The sequence below is a fragment of the Parafilimonas sp. genome (assembly GCF_051953455.1).
Lineage (GTDB): Bacteria > Bacteroidota > Bacteroidia > Chitinophagales > Chitinophagaceae > Parafilimonas.
The window spans coordinates 59,841-79,289 of sequence record NZ_JBQCIT010000019.1 but is presented as its reverse complement, the minus strand read 5'-3'; the positions used below and the strand labels follow the sequence as shown (position 1 = coordinate 79,289).

The following is a 19,449-nucleotide window of genomic DNA, read 5'->3' as shown; positions in this document are numbered from 1 at the left end:
GCTCAGATGCTTCAAAGCGCCTGACCCGTGGCAGCATCGCGGCTTAATCCAGTTTCAGCACTGCTAAAAATGCTTCCTGCGGCACCTCTACATTACCAATTTGACGCATGCGTTTCTTGCCTTCTTTTTGCTTTTCCAGCAGTTTACGTTTACGGCTTATATCGCCGCCATAACATTTGGCTGTAACATCTTTTCTGAAAGCGCTGATGGTTTCACGGGCGATTATCTTGGCGCCGATAGCAGCCTGTATGGCAATCTGGAATTGCTGGCGCGGCAAAAGCTCTTTTAGTTTTTCGCACAGCTTGCGGCCAAAATCCTGGGAACGGCTGCGGTGAATCAAGGCGCTTAAAGCATCCACTTTCTCGTTGTTCAGTAAAATATCCATCTTCACAATATCTGCTTCGCGGTAACCAATGGGCGAATAATCAAATGATGCATAACCGCGGGTCTGGCTTTTCAGCTTATCATAAAAATCAAATACGATTTCTGTAAGCGGCATTTCAAAAATCAATTCCACGCGGGTAGTGGTTAAATAAGACTGGTTAATGAGAATACCACGTTTGCCCAAACACAAGGTCATAATGTTGCCGATATATTCCGGCAGCGAAATAACCTGCGCCTTAATATAGGGTTCATCAATATGATCAAGCTTTGTGGTATCGGGCATTTCTGCAGGGTTGTTTACAATTAATTTCTCGCCCTTCGTGGTGTAAGCATGAAAACTTACGTTAGGCACCGTTGTAATTACAGTTTGATTAAACTCACGTTCTAAACGTTCCTGTATAATCTCCATGTGCAGCAGCCCCAAAAAGCCGCAACGGAAACCAAAACCCAGGGCTTGTGAAGTTTCTATTTCATATGTAAGCGAAGCGTCATTCAGTTGCAGCTTATCCATGCATTCACGCAGCTCTGCAAAATCATCGGTAGATACGGGATAAATGCCTGCAAATACCATCGGCTTCACTTCTTCAAAACCTTTAATAGGCTCGCCCGGATTTTCAGAAAGCGTAATCGTATCGCCCACCTTTACTTCCTTGGCATTTTTTATACCGGTAATAATATAACCCACACCGCCGGTTTTTACTTCATTCGCCGGCTGCAAACCCAGTTTCAGAATGCCTACTTCATCGGCTTCATATTCAGCGTCTGTTGAAATAAACCTTATTTTATCGCCCTTTTTTATAGAGCCGTTAAACACGCGGAAATAAGCAATAATACCGCGAAAACTGTTGAACATGCTGTCGAATATCAATGCCTGCAAAGGTGCTTCGGGGTTGCCCTTTGGTGCGGGAATGCGTTCAACAATAGCGGTTAATATTTCTTCAATGCCAATGCCATTCCTGGCACTGGCCAGTAAAATTTCTTCTTCTTTACAACCAATCAGGTCCATTACCTGGTCTTTCACCTCGGCTATCATGGCGCCATCCATGTCAATTTTATTGATAATGGGAATAATCTCCAGGTCGTTTTCAATGGCCAGGTATAAATTACTGATGGTTTGCGCCTGGATACCCTGCGTGGCGTCCACCAGCAGCAAAGCGCCTTCACAAGCAGCCAGGGCACGGCTCACTTCATAACTAAAATCAACATGGCCGGGCGTATCTATAAGGTTAAAAATATATTGTTCGCCATTATACACATAATTCATTTGTATGGCGTGGCTTTTAATAGTAATACCTTTTTCACGTTCCAGGTCCATATCGTCCAGCACCTGGGCCATCATTTCCCTTTCACTGATAGTTTTGGTATGTTCCAGCAACCGGTCTGCAAGCGTGCTCTTACCATGATCTATATGCGCAATAATGCAGAAATTCCTGATTTTCTTCATAAGGGGCAAAGATAATGTTGGGTTTGTTAATTCCTTTGAAATGGTTGCGGTGTGCATAAGCTGTTTGCAATGATTTTTGGATAACCGAAGTTGAATAGATGGTATTAATGGTTAGGCTTTGCCGATTATGGGAGTTACGGCCTTGTGCTGCATGTTTTAATTCAGCAAGATTTCAAATATCTTGCAAACAAAAAAACTTTCCATAAAACTTAAGGCTGCTTAAAAAACACGAAACTAAAAATGCAAACGCCCGCCATATTTAATAATCGCACCCGGAACATGGGCATCCTCTGCACTTGTGGAGAGGGAACGAGGGTGAGGGAAAATTCATCACATGAAATGAGCCGTAACAAAAAGTTGATACCAACCTAAGATATTCATAGGCGAATTCCATGTGGCCTAAAAAAAATAAAAATGAACACATGAAAAAAATATTCCTCCTGCTGCTTCTTATGGCGCCCTTGTTTTGTCTTGCCCAAAATGTAATGACACCCGAACTGCTATGGAAACTGGGAAGGCTTAATGCCATAGGCATTTCAAAAGATAAAAAATATGTTGTGTATGCTGTAAGCACACCGGATCTGGCAACGAATAAAAGTTCCACCAAATCATACCGCGTTCCCATTGGCGGCGGCGCGGCAGAAGAAATTACCAATGCAGATACGCTTGTGCCTAACACGCATGTGTCACCTGATGGCCAATGGCAGATCAGCGCCGCTGATGTAAAGATCATGAATGTATTTGGCAGCGATTTTTATCCGGGTCTGTCAAAGAGCAATGCCATGATCTATAACTCACTCATGTACCGCCATTGGGATGAGTGGGAAGATGGAAAATTCAGCCATATATTTTTAAACAAAACAGGTGATACGGCAAAGAAAGACCTGATGGCCGGCCAGCCTTACGACTGCCCGCAAAAACCCTTTGGCGGTGAGGAAGATTTTATATTTAATCCTGATGGGAAACATGTTGTATATGTAACCAAACCAAAACAGGGAACCGCCTATGCCATCAGCACCAACACGGATTTATTTGAGTATAATATTGAAACCGGCGAAACAAAAAACCTCACCGAAGGCATGATGGGTTATGATGTTAATCCAGCTTACAATAAAAAAGGCGATCTGGCCTGGTTAAGTATGAAAACTGATGGATATGAAAGTGATAAAAATGATATAGTTGTTTCGGATGGTATTACAAAAATGAATTTAACCGGCAGCCGCGATGATATTCATGTGGTAAGTTTTAAATGGAGTGATGATGGTAAAAAAATATATTTCATTGCACCGGTGGATGGTACACTGCAATTATTTGAAGTAAATTATCCCGGTAAAACAAGAATGGCGGCTATGGTTCGCCAGATAACAAAAGGCGATTTTGATGTAAGCGGTATTGTTGGTGAAGTAAACAATACCTTATATGTAACGAGAACAGATTTCAACCATGCCACGGAAATTTATGCGTTAGATATCAAGTCTTCAACACTTAAACAAATAACACATGTTAATGATGAAATGTACAACACACTTGCTTTGTGTTCCTGGAAAAAAAGATATGTAACTACAGCCGATAATAAGCAAATGGTGGTTTGGCTGATACTGCCGCCTAACTTCGATTCAACTAAAAAATATCCCACGCTTTTATATTGCCAGGGTGGCCCGCAGAGCCCGGTTTCGCAGTTCTATTCTTTCAGGTGGAATTTCCAGTTAATGGCTTCCGGTAATTATATAATTGTTGCGCCGTGCCGCCGCGGCATGCCGGGTTTCGGCACTGTATGGAATGAAGCAGTAAGTAAAGACTGGGGCGGGCAGGTTTTACAGGATTATCTCAATGCTATTGATGATGCTTCCACTTTGCCTTATGTTGATACTTCAAAACGCGGCTGTATCGGCGCCAGTTTTGGCGGTTTCAGCGTGTATGCTTTGGCAGGCATGCATAATCATCGCTTTAAAACTTTTTTATCGCATGATGGTGTGTTTGACTTCCGCAGCATGTATGGCACAACCGATGAAATGTGGTTCGAAAACTGGGAAAAAGGCGGCGCTTATTGGGAACTGGATAATGCAGTGGCACAGCGGTCTTTCAGTCAAAGCCCCAGCAATTTTGTACAGAACTGGGACACGCCGATTATGATTGTGCAGGGTGGCAAAGATTACCGTGTACCGGTTGAGCAGGGGCAGCAGGCTTTCCAGGCAGCACAGCTAAAAGGTATTAAAAGCCGCTTTTTGTTTTTGTCCGATGAAAACCATTGGGTATTGAAGGCGCAGGATGCGATGGTTTGGCAACACGAATTTTTTAAATGGCTGCAAGAAACGCTGGAGTAGTTGTAAACCGGCAGGCCTACGACAGCGGCAATATCCTCTCATAGATTTTTGCTGAATTATTTTTAAGAAGACTGGCTCAGTCTTTTGAGACTGAGCCAGTCTATAGATCAAGATGCAGAGGTGAAAATCTCGAATCTGTGCAAAACAAAATAGGAATTTACAGTGGTATAATTCCGCTTTTCATTCCTGCTTCTGGCCATTCAGGATTACCTTTGCGGCGATAAAAATTTTTATATGGAATACAGAATAGAAAAAGACACTATGGGCGAAGTTAAAGTGCCTGCCAATGTTTACTGGGGCGCTCAAACCGAACGTAGTGTGGAGAATTTTAAGATTGCACAGGATATTAATAAAATGCCCAAACCTGTTATTGAAGCTTTTGCTTACCTTAAAAAAGCAGCGGCATTTGCCAATTTTGAACTGGGCGTTTTGCCGGAAGAAAAGAAAGATGCCATTGCCGCCGTGTGCGATGAAATTCTTGACCATAAATTAAACGACCAGTTTCCGCTTGTGGTTTGGCAAACCGGCAGCGGCACACAAAGCAATATGAATGTGAACGAGGTGGTTGCTTACCGTGCGCATGTACTGCATGGCGGTAAATTAACCGATAAAGAAAAATTCCTGCACCCGAATGATGATGTAAATAAATCGCAGAGCAGCAATGATACTTTTCCTACGGCTATGCACATAGCAGCCTATAAAATGCTGGTGGAGACAACCATTCCCGGCATGGAAAAATTACGCAATACACTGCGTGAAAAGAGCAAAGCATTTATGCATGTGGTAAAAATTGGCCGCACGCATTTTATGGATGCCACGCCACTAACGCTTGGCCAGGAATTCAGCGGTTATGTTTCCCAACTGGATCATGGTATCAGGGCCATCAAAAATGCATTACCGCACTTATCAGAGCTGGCGCTTGGCGGTACGGCTGTGGGCACTGGTATCAATACACCAAAAGGTTATGCTGAACTGGTAGCGAAAAAGATTGCTGAATTAACTAACCTTCCCTTTATTACTGCTGAAAATAAATTTGAAAGCCTTGCGGCGCATGATGCTATTGTAGAGGCGCATGGTGCTCTAAAAACCGTTGCTGTAAGCTTAATGAAGATTGCCAACGATATACGCATGCTTTCTTCCGGCCCAAGGGCAGGTATCGGCGAAATACACATTCCGGATAACGAGCCGGGTTCATCCATCATGCCGGGCAAAGTAAACCCAACACAATGCGAAGCATTAACCATGATCGCGGCGCAGGTATTGGGTAATGATGTGGCCATTAATATTGGCGGCGCCACCGGCCATTTTGAGCTGAATGTATTTAAGCCCATGATGATTTATAATTTTTTGCATAGCGCAAGATTAATAGGAGAGGGCTGTGTTTCCTTCAACGATAAATGTGCTGTTGGTATTGAACCGATAGAAGCGAATATTCAAAAACATGTAAATAACAGCCTGATGCTGGTTACAGCACTCAATACAAAAATCGGGTATTATAATGCTGCCGCTATTGCACAGGATGCCCATAAACGCGGCATTACCTTAAAGCAGGCTGCTGTTGAATATAAACTCAAAGGCCTTGATTTTGAACACATGACGCCGGAACAATTCGATGAATGGGTGGTGCCTGCTAAAATGGTGGGCGAATTAAAAAACTAAGTTCAGTAATGTGCGGACAATTTATTAAGATTGCCGCACGTTATTAAAACCCGAACACTATTGTACATGAACAGAAATCTTGTATATCTATTTGTAGTAACCTGCTTCCTGGCGTTTTTCTCCTGCCAGAAGGAATACAGTTTCGAAAAAGGCAATACCATTCCGGCAGAAGGCAGTTTATGGGATTCGGCCGGCGACTGCCTTCCCAGCACCGTGCATGGTACGTATTATAATGGCGTTACGCCGGGCGGCGACACAGCGTATGTTGAGCTGCAGGTAAATGTTACAAAAACCGGTGGCTATAACATAAAAACAGATACGGCAAACGGGTTTAGTTTTTCAGATTCCGGGTATTTCAGCAATACCGGCGTTAATACAATACAATTGAAACCTTCAGGCCATCCTATAATTGTTGGTACTTCAACATTTAATGTAAGTTTTGACAGCACGTTTTGTTCATTTACAATCAATGTGCAGGATAGTACCGGTACGGGTTTGGGTGGAACTGATACAACGGCAACAGGAAATGTTGGGAGCTGGCAGTTTACTACAACCGAAGGAACTTTTAATGGAACTTTTTATGCTGCTACAGTCATTCAGGATACTTTTGTTTGGAATTCCGGTGGAAAGATGCTTGCTATGGCTGGTTTTACAAAGTCAACAACTGATAGTGCAATAACATTAATTGCTTATTTGCCTGAAAGCGTGATTGAAACCGGAGTATATAAAACCGACTCTGTCCCACCCGCAAATGCAGCAGTATTCGCTTTTAATTATACTACGGGTAACGGTGACCCAATTTATGAAGCATTTGATGGAACGCCCATAGATTCAGATGTTTCTGTAACTATATCTTCATATGATGACGCTACTCATGTCGTCACAGGCACATTTTCCGGAACGGCTGAGAATGTAACAACCGGTGCCGCAATTCAGGTTACTAATGGCAGTTTTAGTGCCACCGTTTCGCCATAGAAAGATTACATTGTCTTCACCCTGTCATCAATTTCCGCAGGAGAGGTTTTAATAGGTTCTTCACTATGTTTATGTTGCGGAAAGAATTTCTTCTGCCAGATAAGTAAGGCAATTACACCAATCGAAATAGAAGAATCTGCCAGGTTAAATACCGGGCTGAAAAATAAAAACTCCTGTCCACGCCAGCTTGCTATGGGAAACCAGGAAGGATAGGTTGTATCAATAATGGGAAAATACAACATATCTACTACCTGCCCGTGAAAAAAGGAAGCATAACCACCGCCGGCAGGAAATAAAGTTGCTACTGTAAAAGGGTTACTGCTGCTGAATATCAGGCCATAAAATAAACTGTCAATTAAATTGCCAAAAGCGCCGGCATAAATGAGGGCGGCGCAAATAATAAAACCTCTATGATATTTCTTTTTAATGACCTGGCTTAAATAATATGTGCCGAATATTACCGCCACCAGCCTGAAAAGCGTAAGCAAAATTTTACCCAATCCGCCGCCAAATTTTAAACCCCAGGCCATGCCTTCGTTTTCAACAAAATGCAGGCGAAACCAGTTACCGATAACCTTATGCTCTTCTCCAAGCGTATAATTTAATTTTATATAGAATTTAAGCGCCTGGTCGGCAATGAGTATTAAAATAATTAGCAGCGCTACGTGTTTGCCTTTCATTATCTGGGAGAGTATTAAGGGCGCAAATATAATGGTTAAAGATATGAGTATTTGTTAAGCTTATTCGTATAATTTACCGTTCAACAGCTGCATTTATCAGTTCCTGCATTCATTTAAAAAAATCTTAAAGCTGTTTTGGTTATTCTCTTATTGTAAAACTATGTTTGCGAAAATACTTATACACTTCGCTTATGAAGAAAATACTGTCAGTCTTTAGTACAGCAATATTTATGGTAACAGCGGCAACCGCACAAATAGATGCCGGTTTGCTGCGCTATCCGGATGTTTCAAAAACGCAGGTGGTTTTTGCTTATGCGAATGACATCTGGATCGTTTCAAAAAATGGAGGAACAGCTTATAAATTAAGTTCGCCTCCCGGTCCGGAAACCTGGCCAAAATTTTCACCGGACGGATCTAAAATTGCTTTTTCCGGCAATTATGATGGCAATACGGATGTGTATGTGATGCCGGCAACAGGCGGCGTACCGGTGCGCTTAACGGCGCATGATTACCCGGACAGGGTTGTTGACTGGCAGCCTGATGGCCGGCATGTATTTTTTGCTTCCATGCGCGAAAGCGGCAAACAGCGGTTTAACCAGTTTTATTCGGTTGCCGATACCGGCGGTATTGATACAAAGCTGCCGTTTGCTTATGCGGAATATGGTTCTTATTCGCCCGATGGCCAGCACATGGCATTAAATTTCCGCACGCAGATTGGCCGCAACTGGAAGCGCTATCGCGGCGGCTGGCGCTCAGATATTCATGTTTATGATTTTAAAGACACTACTTCTGAAAATATTTCCGGTAAGAGCGATGCCGGTTATGAATATCCCATGTGGAGCGGCGATCATATTTATTTTATTTCAGACCGCGGCACTGATTTACGCATGAATTTGTGGAGATATAATATCAGCAATAAATCGTTTGAACAGCTTACTCATTTCACAGAGTATGACATTCATTACCCATCATTAGGGCCGGATGACATTGTATTTGAAAATGGCGGTAAACTTTATTTATACCCGCTGGCAGGCGGCGCCCCAAAAGAAATAAAGATACAGGTGGTTGCCGATGAAGCGCCGCTAAAGCCTTACATGCTGAATGTGAGGAGTTACTTTACGCATCCTGCTATTTCAAAAGATGGCAGCCGTGTGCTCATTGAATCGAGAGGAGAGATTTTTTCATTGCCCGCCACAGAGGGTGTAGTAAAAGATATTACCAACACTTCCGGTAATGCGGAACGTTATCCCGTTTATTCTCCCGATGGTAAAAGTATAGCTTACTGGAGCGATAAAAGCGGTGAATATGAATTATGGATTATGCAAACCGGTAATGAAAGTTCAGCCAGAAAAATAACCAGCTATGGCCCCGGTTTCAGGTATGCGTTAAACTGGAGCCCCGATGGTAAAAAGCTGGCCTTTATTGATAAAGCCATGCAGGTAAAAATTGTTGACGCTGCCACCGGCGCTACCACCGATGTTGCCCGTGGCAAGCGCTTAACACATGGCGCACTGGAATATTTTACATTTAGCTGGAGCGCCGACAGCCGCTGGCTGGCTTTTACGCTTGACGAAGAAAATAATCATAACAGCATATTTATCTATGATTATAACAACAGGCAGTTGCATCGTGCAACAAGTGGTTTTTATACCTTCTCCAACCCTGTTTTTGATCCCGAAGGTAAATACCTGTATGTGCTTACCAACCAGGAATTCCAGGCCTATTACAGCGATGTTGACAATTCTTTTGTATATGCCAATTCCACTAAAGTCGGGGCCATCAGCCTGCTCAAAACAACGCCTTCATTGCTCTATCCTAAAAATGATACGATAAGTGTGGAAGAAGATAAACCGAAAGAAGATACGGCGGCTTCATCTTCCAAAAAAGGAAAAAAGGATAAAGGCAATAAGAAGGAAGATAAAGCAAATAAAGATGAAGATAAAGCCGTGAAAATTGATTTCGATGGCTTTGAAGGAAGGCTTGAATTTCTGCCCATTACCCCGGGTAATTACTCCGGCCTTGGCGCGGTAAAAGGTAAAATCCTGTATGTGAAAATGCCGAATACGGGTTCAGAAGAAGAAAACCCATCTTTAAAATATTTTGATATTGAAGACAGGAAAGAGAAGAAAATTATTGACAATGTGGGAAGATATATCTTGGCAGGTAATGGTGAAAAGGCCTTGGTGCAGGTTGGTAACGACCTGGCGGTAATAAAGGTAAGTGAAGGCGCTGATGCGGATAAGAAAGTACCGCTGGGCGACATGCAGATGAACGTTAATCCAAGAGAAGAATGGCAGGCTGTATTTAATGATGCCTGGCGCATTGAGCGGGATTATTTTTACGACAGCGCCATGCACGGCGTAAACTGGCTGCAGGTAAAGCAGCGCTATCAAAAAATGCTGGATGATGCCGCCACGAGGTATGATATTGATTTTATCATCGGTGAAATGCTGGGCGAATTAAATGCTTCGCATACTTATCATGGTGTTGAGCCAACTGAAAGAGCGAAACATGTTGCTGTTGGTTATCTTGGCGTGAACTGGCAGGCAGATGGTAACTATTACAAGATTGAAAAAATCATAAAAGCAGCGCCATGGGATGGTGAAGTGCGTTCGCCACTGGATAAGCCCGGCATCAATATAAAAGAAGGCGATTATATTCTGGCAGTAAACGGGATACCATTAACCACAGCGCATGAACCCTTTGCAGCTTTTGAAGGCTTTTCCGATAAAACCATTGAGTTAACCTATAATGATAAGCCATCATTTACCGGCGCTAAAAAAGCTATCGTGCAAACGATGGATGATGAAGGCAGGCTGCGCTATCTAAGCTGGATAAATGAAAACCGCAAACGTGTTGAAGCTGCCACAAATGGGGAGGTTGGTTACATATATGTTCCAAGCACGGGCGTTGATGGACAGACGGAATTGCTGCGCCAGTTTAATGCGCAATGGGATAAGAAAGCATTAGTGATTGATGAACGTTTTAATGACGGCGGCCAGATACCAGACCGTTTTATAGAAATTCTTAACCGCACACCTTTGGCTTACTGGGCTGTAAGAGACGGCGAAAGCTGGCCCTGGCCGCCATTTGCCAATTTTGGCCCGAAGGTAATGCTGATTAACGGCTGGAGCGGATCGGGTGGTGATGCTTTCCCGGATTTCTTCAGGAAGAAAGGGCTGGGCCCGCTGGTTGGTAACCGTACCTGGGGCGGGTTGATAGGAATAAGTGGTGTGCCGGATCTTATTGATAACAGCAATATCACAGCGCCGAGTTTCCGCATGTATAATCCCGACGGAACATGGTTTAAGGAAGGTCATGGCGTTGACCCGGACATTTATGTGGATGAAGACCTTGCGTCCATGGCCAAGGGCATTGATCCGCAATTGGAACGTGCCATCACCGAAATAAAATCATTGATACAAAAACAAGGATACAAAGTACCGGCGAAGCCGGCTGCTGAACCAAGATGATTTGTTGAAGATGTTTTCAGGCGTCCTGTACCTTAAAAATACAGGACGCTTTTGTTTATACGCTCCCGCTGTTTTGATCTTTAGGTTTTCAAGGGGGTTGCTAAAGGTCAGACGCAGCTATGCGTCTTGACCGGCCTTACTTATCCCTGTTGGTTATCGCATATTTAATGCCACCCAGAAGCAAGTCTAAAAAAAGCGGGTCTGTGTAACATTCTTTGGTATGCCCAAGCCCCAGGAAGAAGGAGCGTCCGCCGTCATAATTATGATACCAGCAAACCGGGTGGTAACTGCCGTTTTCTCCGCCGGCATAGCTTTTTTCATTCACCGTTAAAAGCACCTGCACACTATCCCAGTTGGTTTCTTTGTAATTATACCATTCATCAAAATGCTTCCACGATGCAGGCAGTTCTTTTGTTGCAATAAAATTTTTATCAGTAACAGTTAACTCAGCTTCCTGCGGTTTTGGATGATTCTTAAAATAAGCGCCAACAAGCTTATTATACCAGGGCCAGTTATATAAGGCGTCTGAACCGGCATGCACGCCCACATAACCTTTACCGGATTGTATAAAACGCATGAAGGCAGTTTTTTGCGCTTCATTTAATAATGTATTGCTTTCATCGGCCGTGCTTAAAAAAATAACGGCAGCATATTGCTTTAAATTCTCATCAGTAAAAGCGGCGGCGTCTTTTGTTGTATCAACGTCAAAACCGTTACGGCTGCCTAATGCCTGTATGGCGGCAATACCATCGGGTATTGATTCATGATAGAAAGTGGTGGTTTTACTAAACACCAGCACTTTTGGAGATTGGGCAAACACTGTATTCATAGAAAGAAACGCTAGAAAGGTGGATATTAAAATGTTCAATTTAATCATTTCACATGCATTTTACGGACAGTGAAATTAATACATTATGATAACACTTACTTTCGCCATTCATGGCTATTGCAAAAGATTATTACCGCATATTGAATGTAAAATCATCGGCAACAACCGCAGAAATAAAAAGGGCATACAGAAAGCTGGCTATGTTATACCATCCCGATAAGAATCCGGGCGATACTATTGCTGCTGCTATTTTCACAGATGCAGCCGAAGCTTATAAAGTACTGGGCGATGCAGATGCACGAAAGCGTTACAATTATGAACGTTATTTAATTGCGGAAGAAGAATATAAACGCCCCGTGGAAACCATTGAAACTTTAATAGAGCATATTGAAAAATTAAATGCCAGTTTAAAAACAACAGACCCTTTTCGTTTGAATAAAAATGCCTTGCTGTATGCCATACAGCAGTTAATGCCTGATGACATACTACTGCTGCCGGGTACAAATAAAATTTTACTGCAGCAATTTTTGCAGCAGGTAAGTATTGCCGCAGCTTATTTATCTACCCATCAAACAAAGCAATTGATTGAATTAATGCAGCCTTTATATGCTGAACACGAATGGCTGCAGCATGAATTGAATACGTTATTGCGGCAGCAACATAAACAGGAGCGATGGGAAAAATATAAAGTGGTGCTGGCCATTGTGCTCGCCGCGGTTTTATGTTTAATTATTTTTTTGGTAGCAGCAAAATGATATGTACTGCACGCTCATTATAACACGTTATCCAAAACATCTCGGCCTGTTTGGTTTTTTATCAATGGCTTTGTTCCGCCTGCCTTTATGGCTAAATAAAAAGATTAAATTTTTCAAACTAATGGGCAGCGGGAAGAACGGAACATTTGACGTTCATCCCGATTTAAATCAATGGGCATTACTATTTACAGCAGATGATACAATAACAAAAGCCCCTGCATTTCTTTACCGCTATTGGAAGTTTTTCAGATGTGATATAAAAGAATTGTTGTTGCAGCCAATAGAAGGCCATGGTTTATGGGATGGAAAAAAAGTTTTTGGTGAGCTCCCGAAAGAAACAATGTATGACGGGCCGATAGCTGTATTAACAAGGGCAACCATACGGTTGAGCCGTTTAAAAGATTTCTGGAGTAATGTTGATGCTGTGGCTGGTATAACGCCTTCGGCAAAAGGCTTAATTATTTCTTATGGAATAGGAGAAGTACCCTGGATAAAACAGGCAACATTCAGCATCTGGGAAAATAAAGCTGCTATGAAAAATTTTGCCTACAGCTTGCAACAACATAAAGATGTGATTCATAAAACCCGCAGTGAAAACTGGTATAGCGAAGAAATGTTTGTAAGATTCCGTGTAATTAACACTATAGGATTTAATTATGTTGTTTAATGTTGCTGGCAAGACCAAACAGTTTTTATAAAACTACTTTCCTCTTGAAAATCGTTAGGCGTATAGTTTGCAGGCATGGTTAGTATTGATCCAGTTGAATCATAATATATAGGAATCCAATTACAGGTTGGTCCTGTGAACCCACGCAAGTAAACCGTTTTATTTTGCCAAAAATACTCAGCTATATAAGGGTCACAAGTGCAATCCGGGTTGTCAGATTTTATTGATTTAATCAAAGTTGCAATTGGCTTGGGTATACTGTCATCAACATCCTTTGAACAGGAATTAAAAGAAAAAACGGCAATGATGAAAAATGCGGCAAACAATAAAAAAACATTGCTTGGCTTGAAATTTTTTAAAGTGTAAAGGTTGTTCATGACGAAAACATTTATGGAATGACAAAAGGTTTTTTGAAAACGTTGTAAAGCCGCTATAACAGGGTATTGCCATAAAAAATGCCTATCTTGCAACCCACTTATGAAGAAGCATAACCTGCTCGCCATTTTTCTTAATCTTACCTGATGTGTTGGGCTGCCTGCCTTTATTTATTGCTGCATTATTTCTTCTTTATCAATCAAAAAATATATTTTATGAATAATAAAAACTATTACATAGAATCAGAAATTGGTACACTTCGAAAGCTGATTATACATAGCCCTGATGGCGGCATTGGAAAAATAATACCGGGCACTTTTGCCGACAATTTATACGATGACATAGTTCATTTAAAAAGCATGCAGAAAGAATATAATCATTATGTAATGCTGCTGTTGTATTTCCTTGATCCTGATAAAATTAATTACATAAAAAAATGCCAGGCGTCTGCCGATGAAAAGCTTAAAGCCAATTGTTTTATTCCCGGCAAGAAAGAATATTTCAATTCAGATAATGTGCTTGAAGTGCAGCATTTATTAGAACTGATATTGAAAGACGAAAAAGTAAAGCTCCGGTTAATTTCAGCCGTTTGCTCATATGAAGAATCCAGCCATAAAACACAACTGCAGCTTGAAGCCATTGATGATGCCGCGTTGCTGGCCAGAATTTTAATCAGCGGCATCCTGCCTAAAGAAGCAAGCGGCTCGCATGAAGACCAATACATCTTTCCGCCAATCCCCAATTTTATATTTACAAGGGATATCGGCATCATGATAAAAGACCATATTCTTTTAAGCCGCATGGCCACCACGGCAAGAAAACGCGAATCGCTCATCACAAAATTTCTTGCCATGTATTTCCTGTTTAAGGAAGATTCAAATAAAGTAATGGAAGTGATTGAAGACAGCGATTTCTTTTTATATGAAGAAATGGAACGCAAAGCCCGGTTTATAAGCATTGAAGGCGGAGATATCATGATGATACATCCGCAGCATCTGATTGTAGGGTGCAGTGAAAGAACTTCATCCAACGCCATCAATGAAATTATCCATACTATTTTTTCAAAGGATCTCGGTATTGAGAAAATTTCTGTTGTAAAAATTGCAAAGAACCGTGCGCAAATGCACATTGACACCATTTTCACACAGGTAAAACGCAATGTTTGGGTGTTATACGGAAGGTATTCTGAGAATATTATTGCGGCTGAAAATAAAGTGAAGCAATCTTATTTAAGGCGGCTAATGCACCAGCCGGATTTAGTTGGCATTGAAGAGCCCGAAATACTGCAGTTTTATAAGCCGGCTGATGCATTTTATAAGCCGGAGATAGATTACAGCGTTGATAAAAAACTTTCGGGCATTGAAGAATTACTGGTGCAGGTAAGTGTTGAAGATTATCATTGCGATCCTGCTGATGTGAAAATAATTTACAGCGGTGGTAATGAATTTCCTTATGATGACCGCGAACAATGGACGGATTCCTGTAATGTGGTTGCTTTAAAGGAAGGTGTTGTAATTGGTTACGACAGGAATGATTATACCGCCGACAGCTTTCGTAAAAACGGGTTTGAAGTAATTACTACAGCCGAATTGTTTAAAAAGTTTGATGGCGGTTTAAGCCCGCAATCATTAAAAGATACATTGATTTTATTGCCGTCTGCAGAACTCTCCCGGGCACGTGGCGGCTCGCATTGCATGAGTATGCCTTTGTTAAGAGATAAACTCATATAATAATGCATCAATTAAAATGCAGTTAATCTACTTTCCGGTAAATGCCCTTCGCAGCAAGGCTATAACCGCCGTAAAAACAGCGGAACCAATTACTGCCCAAACAACAGGAAAAGATTGGCCTTGTATGGAAATTTCAAAAATAGGCGGCAGTCCGAATTTGGCTGCTATCCATGTGCCGATATAAGCGCCGATAAAACCAACGATAATTGATACAAGGCAGCCACCACGATCGTAACCGGCAAGTGACTGGCCAATACCGCCGCATATTGCAGCTATTAAAAGCAGGAGCAGAAATCCCATTAATGTCATGGCAAAAAATTTAATTAAATATAAACTTATTTACAATGCGGTTTATTTAAGCTGAAATGAAGGTGTAAATAATCAATCATTAATGCTCAATTGCTTCAGCCTTATTCCACACGCGTAAACATCATGGTTCTTCCAAGCCATCTTACAAGATAGTATCCCCTCACTTTAAGGTCATTGGGCGATGTTAGCCAAACAGTAGCATCCCAGGTGCGGCCGCTGGTACAATCATAAATTTTTCCGCCTACCCACCGGTTTTGCCTGGCATTATATTCAAGGCCCGATAATACATCCATGCCCACAATTTTCCTGGATCTTAATTCTTTATCAGGATTCTTTATATCGGTTTCGGGCAACATATTACCAGGGTTATTGAACCACACTATTCTTGCCTGGAAATTGTCATCCTGTTTATAAACTTCCACAATAAGGTTCTTTTCTGCAGATTCCCATTTGCCTAATATGGCGTCGGGATTATGTTGCGCTTTAAGCGAAAAGGCTGATAATAACAAAGCAATTACAGTAATATATTTCATCGGCATTAAGATGGGTTGCAACTTATATGCAAAGTGCATGCAATTATTATATGATTTTTATTTTAACAGAACATATTCTTCAGGTATACTTCACCATGCTTGAATGATAAAGCTTCATTTAACGGATTGATGGCAATATATATAAGTTATGTGAGTTTGAATAATGATATAAATAGCCGAGGGCGTCATTTGGCGTTAGGGAAAACCTTGGCGGTATAGCACCCTTAGCTGGTAAATGAAAGAATTTAAATAAAAAATATTTTTACCCTCAGCTAAAAATATATAAGTACTTATATATTTGTTGAATGAATTTTTACCAGGATTTAGGCTTCCTTGTTTTCGGCAGCCGTTTAAAACGTTTGGGGAATACATTTATAAATGATGTAAACCGCATATACAAAAACCATAAGATACAGTTTGACGCCTCGTGGTTTCCCGTATTCTATATCCTTTCGCAAAAAGATGAAGTTTCTATAAAAGAAATTTCAAATAGCCTGAAGGTATCCCACTCCGCAATCAGCCAGCTTGCAAGCAGCCTGCAGCAAAAAGGTTTGATTAAATCCGTTACATCAAAAACAGATGCCCGCCATAAAAATATTATGCTTACTGCAAAGGGCAGGAAACTGCTGGAAAAAATAAAACCTGTTTGGTCTGCACTTGAAAAAGCCATGAATGAACTGGCGGAAGCATCGGGCAGCAGCAGTAAAAAAATATTAAAAGCTCTAACAGGTATTGAAACCAGTTTAGAAGAGAAAGGCTTTTTTGAAAGAATTGAAACGCACCTGTAATTGATTGTTTGTATGAGTTACAATTATCTCCCTCTTGATAAAAGCTGGCTTGATTTTGAACAGGTGAAAAACCTGCTGGATTACAACCAGCAAATCTCTATTACGTTCGACGCACACGACCGCATTAATAAATGCCGTGAATACCTCAATAAAAAAATGGCTGACCCGGATTCAGTGTATTATGGTATAAACACCGGGTTTGGTTTTTTACAAAATGTGCGCATACAAAACGGCCAGATAGAAAAATTGCAGGATAATCTTTTAAAATCGCATGCCTGCGGCATGGGAGAGGAGGTGCCTGCCGTTATTGTAAAGCTCATGCTTATGCTGAAAGTGAAATCATTGAGCTATGGTTACAGCGGTGTGCAGATAGATACAGTGAAGCGGCTGATGGATATGTTTAATCATGATGTATTGCCGGTAATTTATACACAGGGTTCGCTCGGCGCGTCCGGCGACCTGGCGCCTTTAAGCCATTTGAGTTTGCCATTGATTGGTTTGGGTGAAGTGAATTATCAAGATGAAAAACGAAAAGTGGAAGATTTATGGCAGGAACTTGAATGGGAAGTTATACGCCTGCAAAGCAAGGAAGGCCTGGCTTTGATTAATGGTACACAATTCATGAGTGCATATGGATTGTATTGTTTGAAAAAAGCAGAGCACTTAATTAAAATGGCGAATCTTATTTGCGCTTTATCTTATGATGCTTTTGATTGTATAACAGAACCTTTAAATGAATGTATTCAAACAATCCGGCCGCATAAAGGCCAAATTGAAGCTGCAAAAACCATTCGTGCCTATTTAAACGGAAGTGAAATTACAGCACGCAAAAAAGAGCAGGTGCAGGACCCTTATTCATTTCGATGTGTGCCGCAGGTGCATGGCGCCACCAAAGATGTTTTTGATAATGTGCTCGATGTTTTCTTAACAGAAATAAATTCCGTAACAGATAACCCTAACATTTTTCCGGATGATAATTTAATTGTAAGCGGCGGAAATTTTCATGGCCAGCCTTTGGCTTTAAGACTGGATTTTTTAAGCATTGCCATGAGTGAATTAGCTAATATAAGTGAACGCAGGATTTATCAATTAATAAGCGGGCAAAGAAACCTTCCTTTGTTTCTTGTAACCGATCCCGGTTTGAACAGTGGTTTCATGATTCCGCAATACACGGCTGCCGGCATTGTAAGTGAGAATAAACAATTATGTACACCGGCCAGCATTGATTCCATTTCATCCAGCAACAACCAGGAAGATCATGTAAGCATGGGCGCCAATGCTGCTACAAAATGCCTGCGGGTAATTAATAATGTAGAAAAAGTTTTAGCCATTGAATTGCTGAGCGCTGCACAGGCATTGGATTTCAGAAGGCCTGCAAAGACTTCTGAGTTATTGGAAGAATTACATGCTGCGTTCAGAAAAGTTGTTTCGTTTAATAAGGAAGACAGGGTTTTGCATGATGATATGATGAAAGCGGTGGAATTTATTGGAACATTTAATATTAATATTGGTTAGTTGTGTTATTACGTAAAAAAAAAGTAACCATTCCAAGTAAAGGTCAAATTTTAAAAGTGCTTGAAGAATTTGATTCAATAGATTTAGAAAATAAATTGAAGGCTAAATCTTTGCAGGAGTATGTTCAAGAATTAGACGATTTTTTTGTTTCAAAACTTGGATTTATTTTTTTTAGTGTTAGAACTTCTAATACTAATAAAGTACCTTCTAAAGTTTATAGACTTCGGAAACAAGAGGGATTTATAAATACTTCATTAATTACAGAGTTTTCTCATCCTCAAGTTTCAAAAACCTTATTACAAAGAGCTAATCTTCCTAATTGTCCAACTTTTTATGGATCACCATCTGCACATACTGCTCTTTTAGAAACTTTAGAGTTAAGCTTTAAAAAAGAAGGTAATAATTTTTATTATTTATCTGAATGGTCATTCAGAGAGGATCAACCAATTTATATCTCACCTTTTATTTATGGTGAATATGACGTTGTTGATGAATATAATTCTATGAGTAAAAAAGCCTTTAAAGATTTAGAAGAAGAATTTTCTGTAAGGACTGAAGAGCAAAGTAAATGCCTTGAGGAAATGTTGCATTTTTATGCTACAATTTTTGAAAAAAAAGAAGATCATTTATTATCTAGTTATTTAGCACATAAACATTTTTATACTCCAAGTAATATAAGGACAGATATGCTAATTTATCCAAGCATTCAAACTAATAAATCATCATTAAATTTTGCTATACATCCTAATGCAGTTATGCATAAAATGTTTTTGAATCGAGTGTTTTTATTCAAAATTGATGATTATAAAAGTGATATAAATTCTGGCGAACTTGAAGTTGCCTTCGATATGAGCGATTTAGTTGGATTAAATAATCATCATGGATATTTAATATGGACTAATTTATCATATCAAGATATGGAAGACTTTAAAAAATTATTTCCTGAAATCAAAGCTCAATAGCATTCCAATAGTACAAGTGAGTGACACAACCGTGATGCCATGAAATG

General features: G+C 40.7%; 16 protein-coding genes. 10 read left to right on the top strand and 6 right to left on the bottom strand.

Annotated features, from left to right (window positions below; genetic code table 11):
- Nucleotides 1-43: 43 nt before the first annotated feature.
- Complete coding sequence (gene lepA, locus ACTHN6_RS08265) at nucleotides 44-1,828, bottom strand: translation elongation factor 4 (RefSeq protein WP_440435274.1); 1,785 nt, start codon at nucleotides 1,826-1,828, stop codon at nucleotides 44-46.
- A 422-nt stretch (nucleotides 1,829-2,250) separates the two neighbouring features.
- On the opposite strand from lepA, the gene ACTHN6_RS08260 reads away from it, so the two are divergent.
- From ACTHN6_RS08260 to ACTHN6_RS08250, 3 genes are all read left to right on the top strand, one after another.
- The gene (locus tag ACTHN6_RS08260; protein WP_440435273.1) at nucleotides 2,251-4,152 is read left to right on the top strand and encodes a S9 family peptidase; all 1,902 of its coding nucleotides are present in this window, start codon (nucleotides 2,251-2,253) and stop codon (nucleotides 4,150-4,152) included.
- Nucleotides 4,153-4,386: 234 nt separating this feature from the next.
- Entirely contained in the window at nucleotides 4,387-5,811 is a 1,425-nt protein-coding gene (gene fumC, locus ACTHN6_RS08255) for a class II fumarate hydratase (RefSeq protein WP_440435272.1), read from the top strand.
- A gap of 66 nt (nucleotides 5,812-5,877) precedes the next feature.
- Entirely contained in the window at nucleotides 5,878-6,786 is a 909-nt protein-coding gene (locus tag ACTHN6_RS08250) for a hypothetical protein (RefSeq protein ID WP_440435271.1), read from the top strand.
- Nucleotides 6,787-6,791: 5 nt separating this feature from the next.
- Here ACTHN6_RS08250 and ACTHN6_RS08245 read toward each other — a convergent pair whose 3' ends face one another.
- Nucleotides 6,792-7,466 (bottom strand): lipoprotein signal peptidase, encoded by a 675-nt coding sequence (locus ACTHN6_RS08245; protein ID WP_440435270.1) that lies wholly within the window; start codon nucleotides 7,464-7,466, stop codon nucleotides 6,792-6,794.
- 191 nt (nucleotides 7,467-7,657) lie between these two features.
- Between ACTHN6_RS08245 and ACTHN6_RS08240 the strand changes: the two genes are divergently transcribed.
- Nucleotides 7,658-10,939, top strand: coding sequence for a S41 family peptidase (locus tag ACTHN6_RS08240; protein ID WP_440435269.1), 3,282 nt, complete (start codon nucleotides 7,658-7,660; stop codon nucleotides 10,937-10,939).
- Nucleotides 10,940-11,075: 136 nt separating this feature from the next.
- On the opposite strand, the gene ACTHN6_RS08235 is transcribed toward ACTHN6_RS08240, so the two are convergent.
- Nucleotides 11,076-11,768 carry a ThuA domain-containing protein gene (locus ACTHN6_RS08235; protein WP_440435268.1) on the bottom strand — a complete coding sequence of 231 codons (693 nt, stop codon included), beginning with the start codon at nucleotides 11,766-11,768 and terminating at the stop codon, nucleotides 11,076-11,078.
- Nucleotides 11,769-11,878: 110 nt separating this feature from the next.
- Between ACTHN6_RS08235 and ACTHN6_RS08230 the strand changes: the two genes are divergently transcribed.
- Together ACTHN6_RS08230 and ACTHN6_RS08225 are read left to right on the top strand one after the other, a co-directional pair.
- Nucleotides 11,879-12,523 (top strand): J domain-containing protein, encoded by a 645-nt coding sequence (locus tag ACTHN6_RS08230; RefSeq protein WP_440435267.1) that lies wholly within the window; start codon nucleotides 11,879-11,881, stop codon nucleotides 12,521-12,523.
- A 1-nt stretch (nucleotide 12,524) separates the two neighbouring features.
- A complete protein-coding gene (locus tag ACTHN6_RS08225; protein ID WP_440435266.1) occupies nucleotides 12,525-13,190 on the top strand; it encodes a spheroidene monooxygenase in 666 nt (221 codons plus the stop codon).
- Here ACTHN6_RS08225 and ACTHN6_RS08220 read toward each other — a convergent pair.
- Nucleotides 13,187-13,567, bottom strand: coding sequence for a hypothetical protein (locus ACTHN6_RS08220; RefSeq protein ID WP_440435265.1), 381 nt, complete (start codon nucleotides 13,565-13,567; stop codon nucleotides 13,187-13,189). The genes ACTHN6_RS08225 and ACTHN6_RS08220 overlap by 4 nt on opposite strands.
- 213 nt (nucleotides 13,568-13,780) lie before the next feature.
- Between ACTHN6_RS08220 and ACTHN6_RS08215 the strand changes: the two genes are divergently transcribed.
- Nucleotides 13,781-15,295, top strand: a complete 1,515-nt coding sequence (locus ACTHN6_RS08215; RefSeq protein ID WP_440435264.1) for an arginine deiminase family protein — start codon at nucleotides 13,781-13,783, stop codon at nucleotides 15,293-15,295.
- A 27-nt stretch (nucleotides 15,296-15,322) separates the two neighbouring features.
- On the opposite strand, the gene ACTHN6_RS08210 is transcribed toward ACTHN6_RS08215, so the two are convergent.
- Together ACTHN6_RS08210 and ACTHN6_RS08205 are read right to left on the bottom strand one after the other, a co-directional pair.
- Nucleotides 15,323-15,604, bottom strand: coding sequence for a GlsB/YeaQ/YmgE family stress response membrane protein (locus ACTHN6_RS08210; protein WP_440435263.1), 282 nt, complete (start codon nucleotides 15,602-15,604; stop codon nucleotides 15,323-15,325).
- A 101-nt stretch (nucleotides 15,605-15,705) separates the two neighbouring features.
- Nucleotides 15,706-16,137 carry a DUF2147 domain-containing protein gene (locus tag ACTHN6_RS08205; RefSeq protein WP_440435262.1) on the bottom strand — a complete coding sequence of 144 codons (432 nt, stop codon included), beginning with the start codon at nucleotides 16,135-16,137 and terminating at the stop codon, nucleotides 15,706-15,708.
- Between the two features lie 305 nt (nucleotides 16,138-16,442).
- On the opposite strand from ACTHN6_RS08205, the gene ACTHN6_RS08200 reads away from it, so the two are divergent.
- Genes ACTHN6_RS08200 through ACTHN6_RS08190 form a run of 3 tightly spaced genes read left to right on the top strand, consistent with a single transcriptional unit; the run spans nucleotide 16,443 to nucleotide 19,402 of the window.
- The gene (locus ACTHN6_RS08200) at nucleotides 16,443-16,925 is read left to right on the top strand and encodes a MarR family winged helix-turn-helix transcriptional regulator (RefSeq protein ID WP_440435261.1); all 483 of its coding nucleotides are present in this window, start codon (nucleotides 16,443-16,445) and stop codon (nucleotides 16,923-16,925) included.
- A 12-nt stretch (nucleotides 16,926-16,937) separates the two neighbouring features.
- On the top strand, nucleotides 16,938-18,440 hold the full coding sequence (hutH, locus tag ACTHN6_RS08195) for a histidine ammonia-lyase (RefSeq protein WP_440435260.1): 1,503 nt from the start codon (nucleotides 16,938-16,940) through the stop codon (nucleotides 18,438-18,440).
- A gap of 2 nt (nucleotides 18,441-18,442) precedes the next feature.
- Complete coding sequence (locus ACTHN6_RS08190; RefSeq protein WP_440435259.1) at nucleotides 18,443-19,402, top strand: hypothetical protein; 960 nt, start codon at nucleotides 18,443-18,445, stop codon at nucleotides 19,400-19,402.
- Nucleotides 19,403-19,449 lie beyond the last annotated feature (47 nt).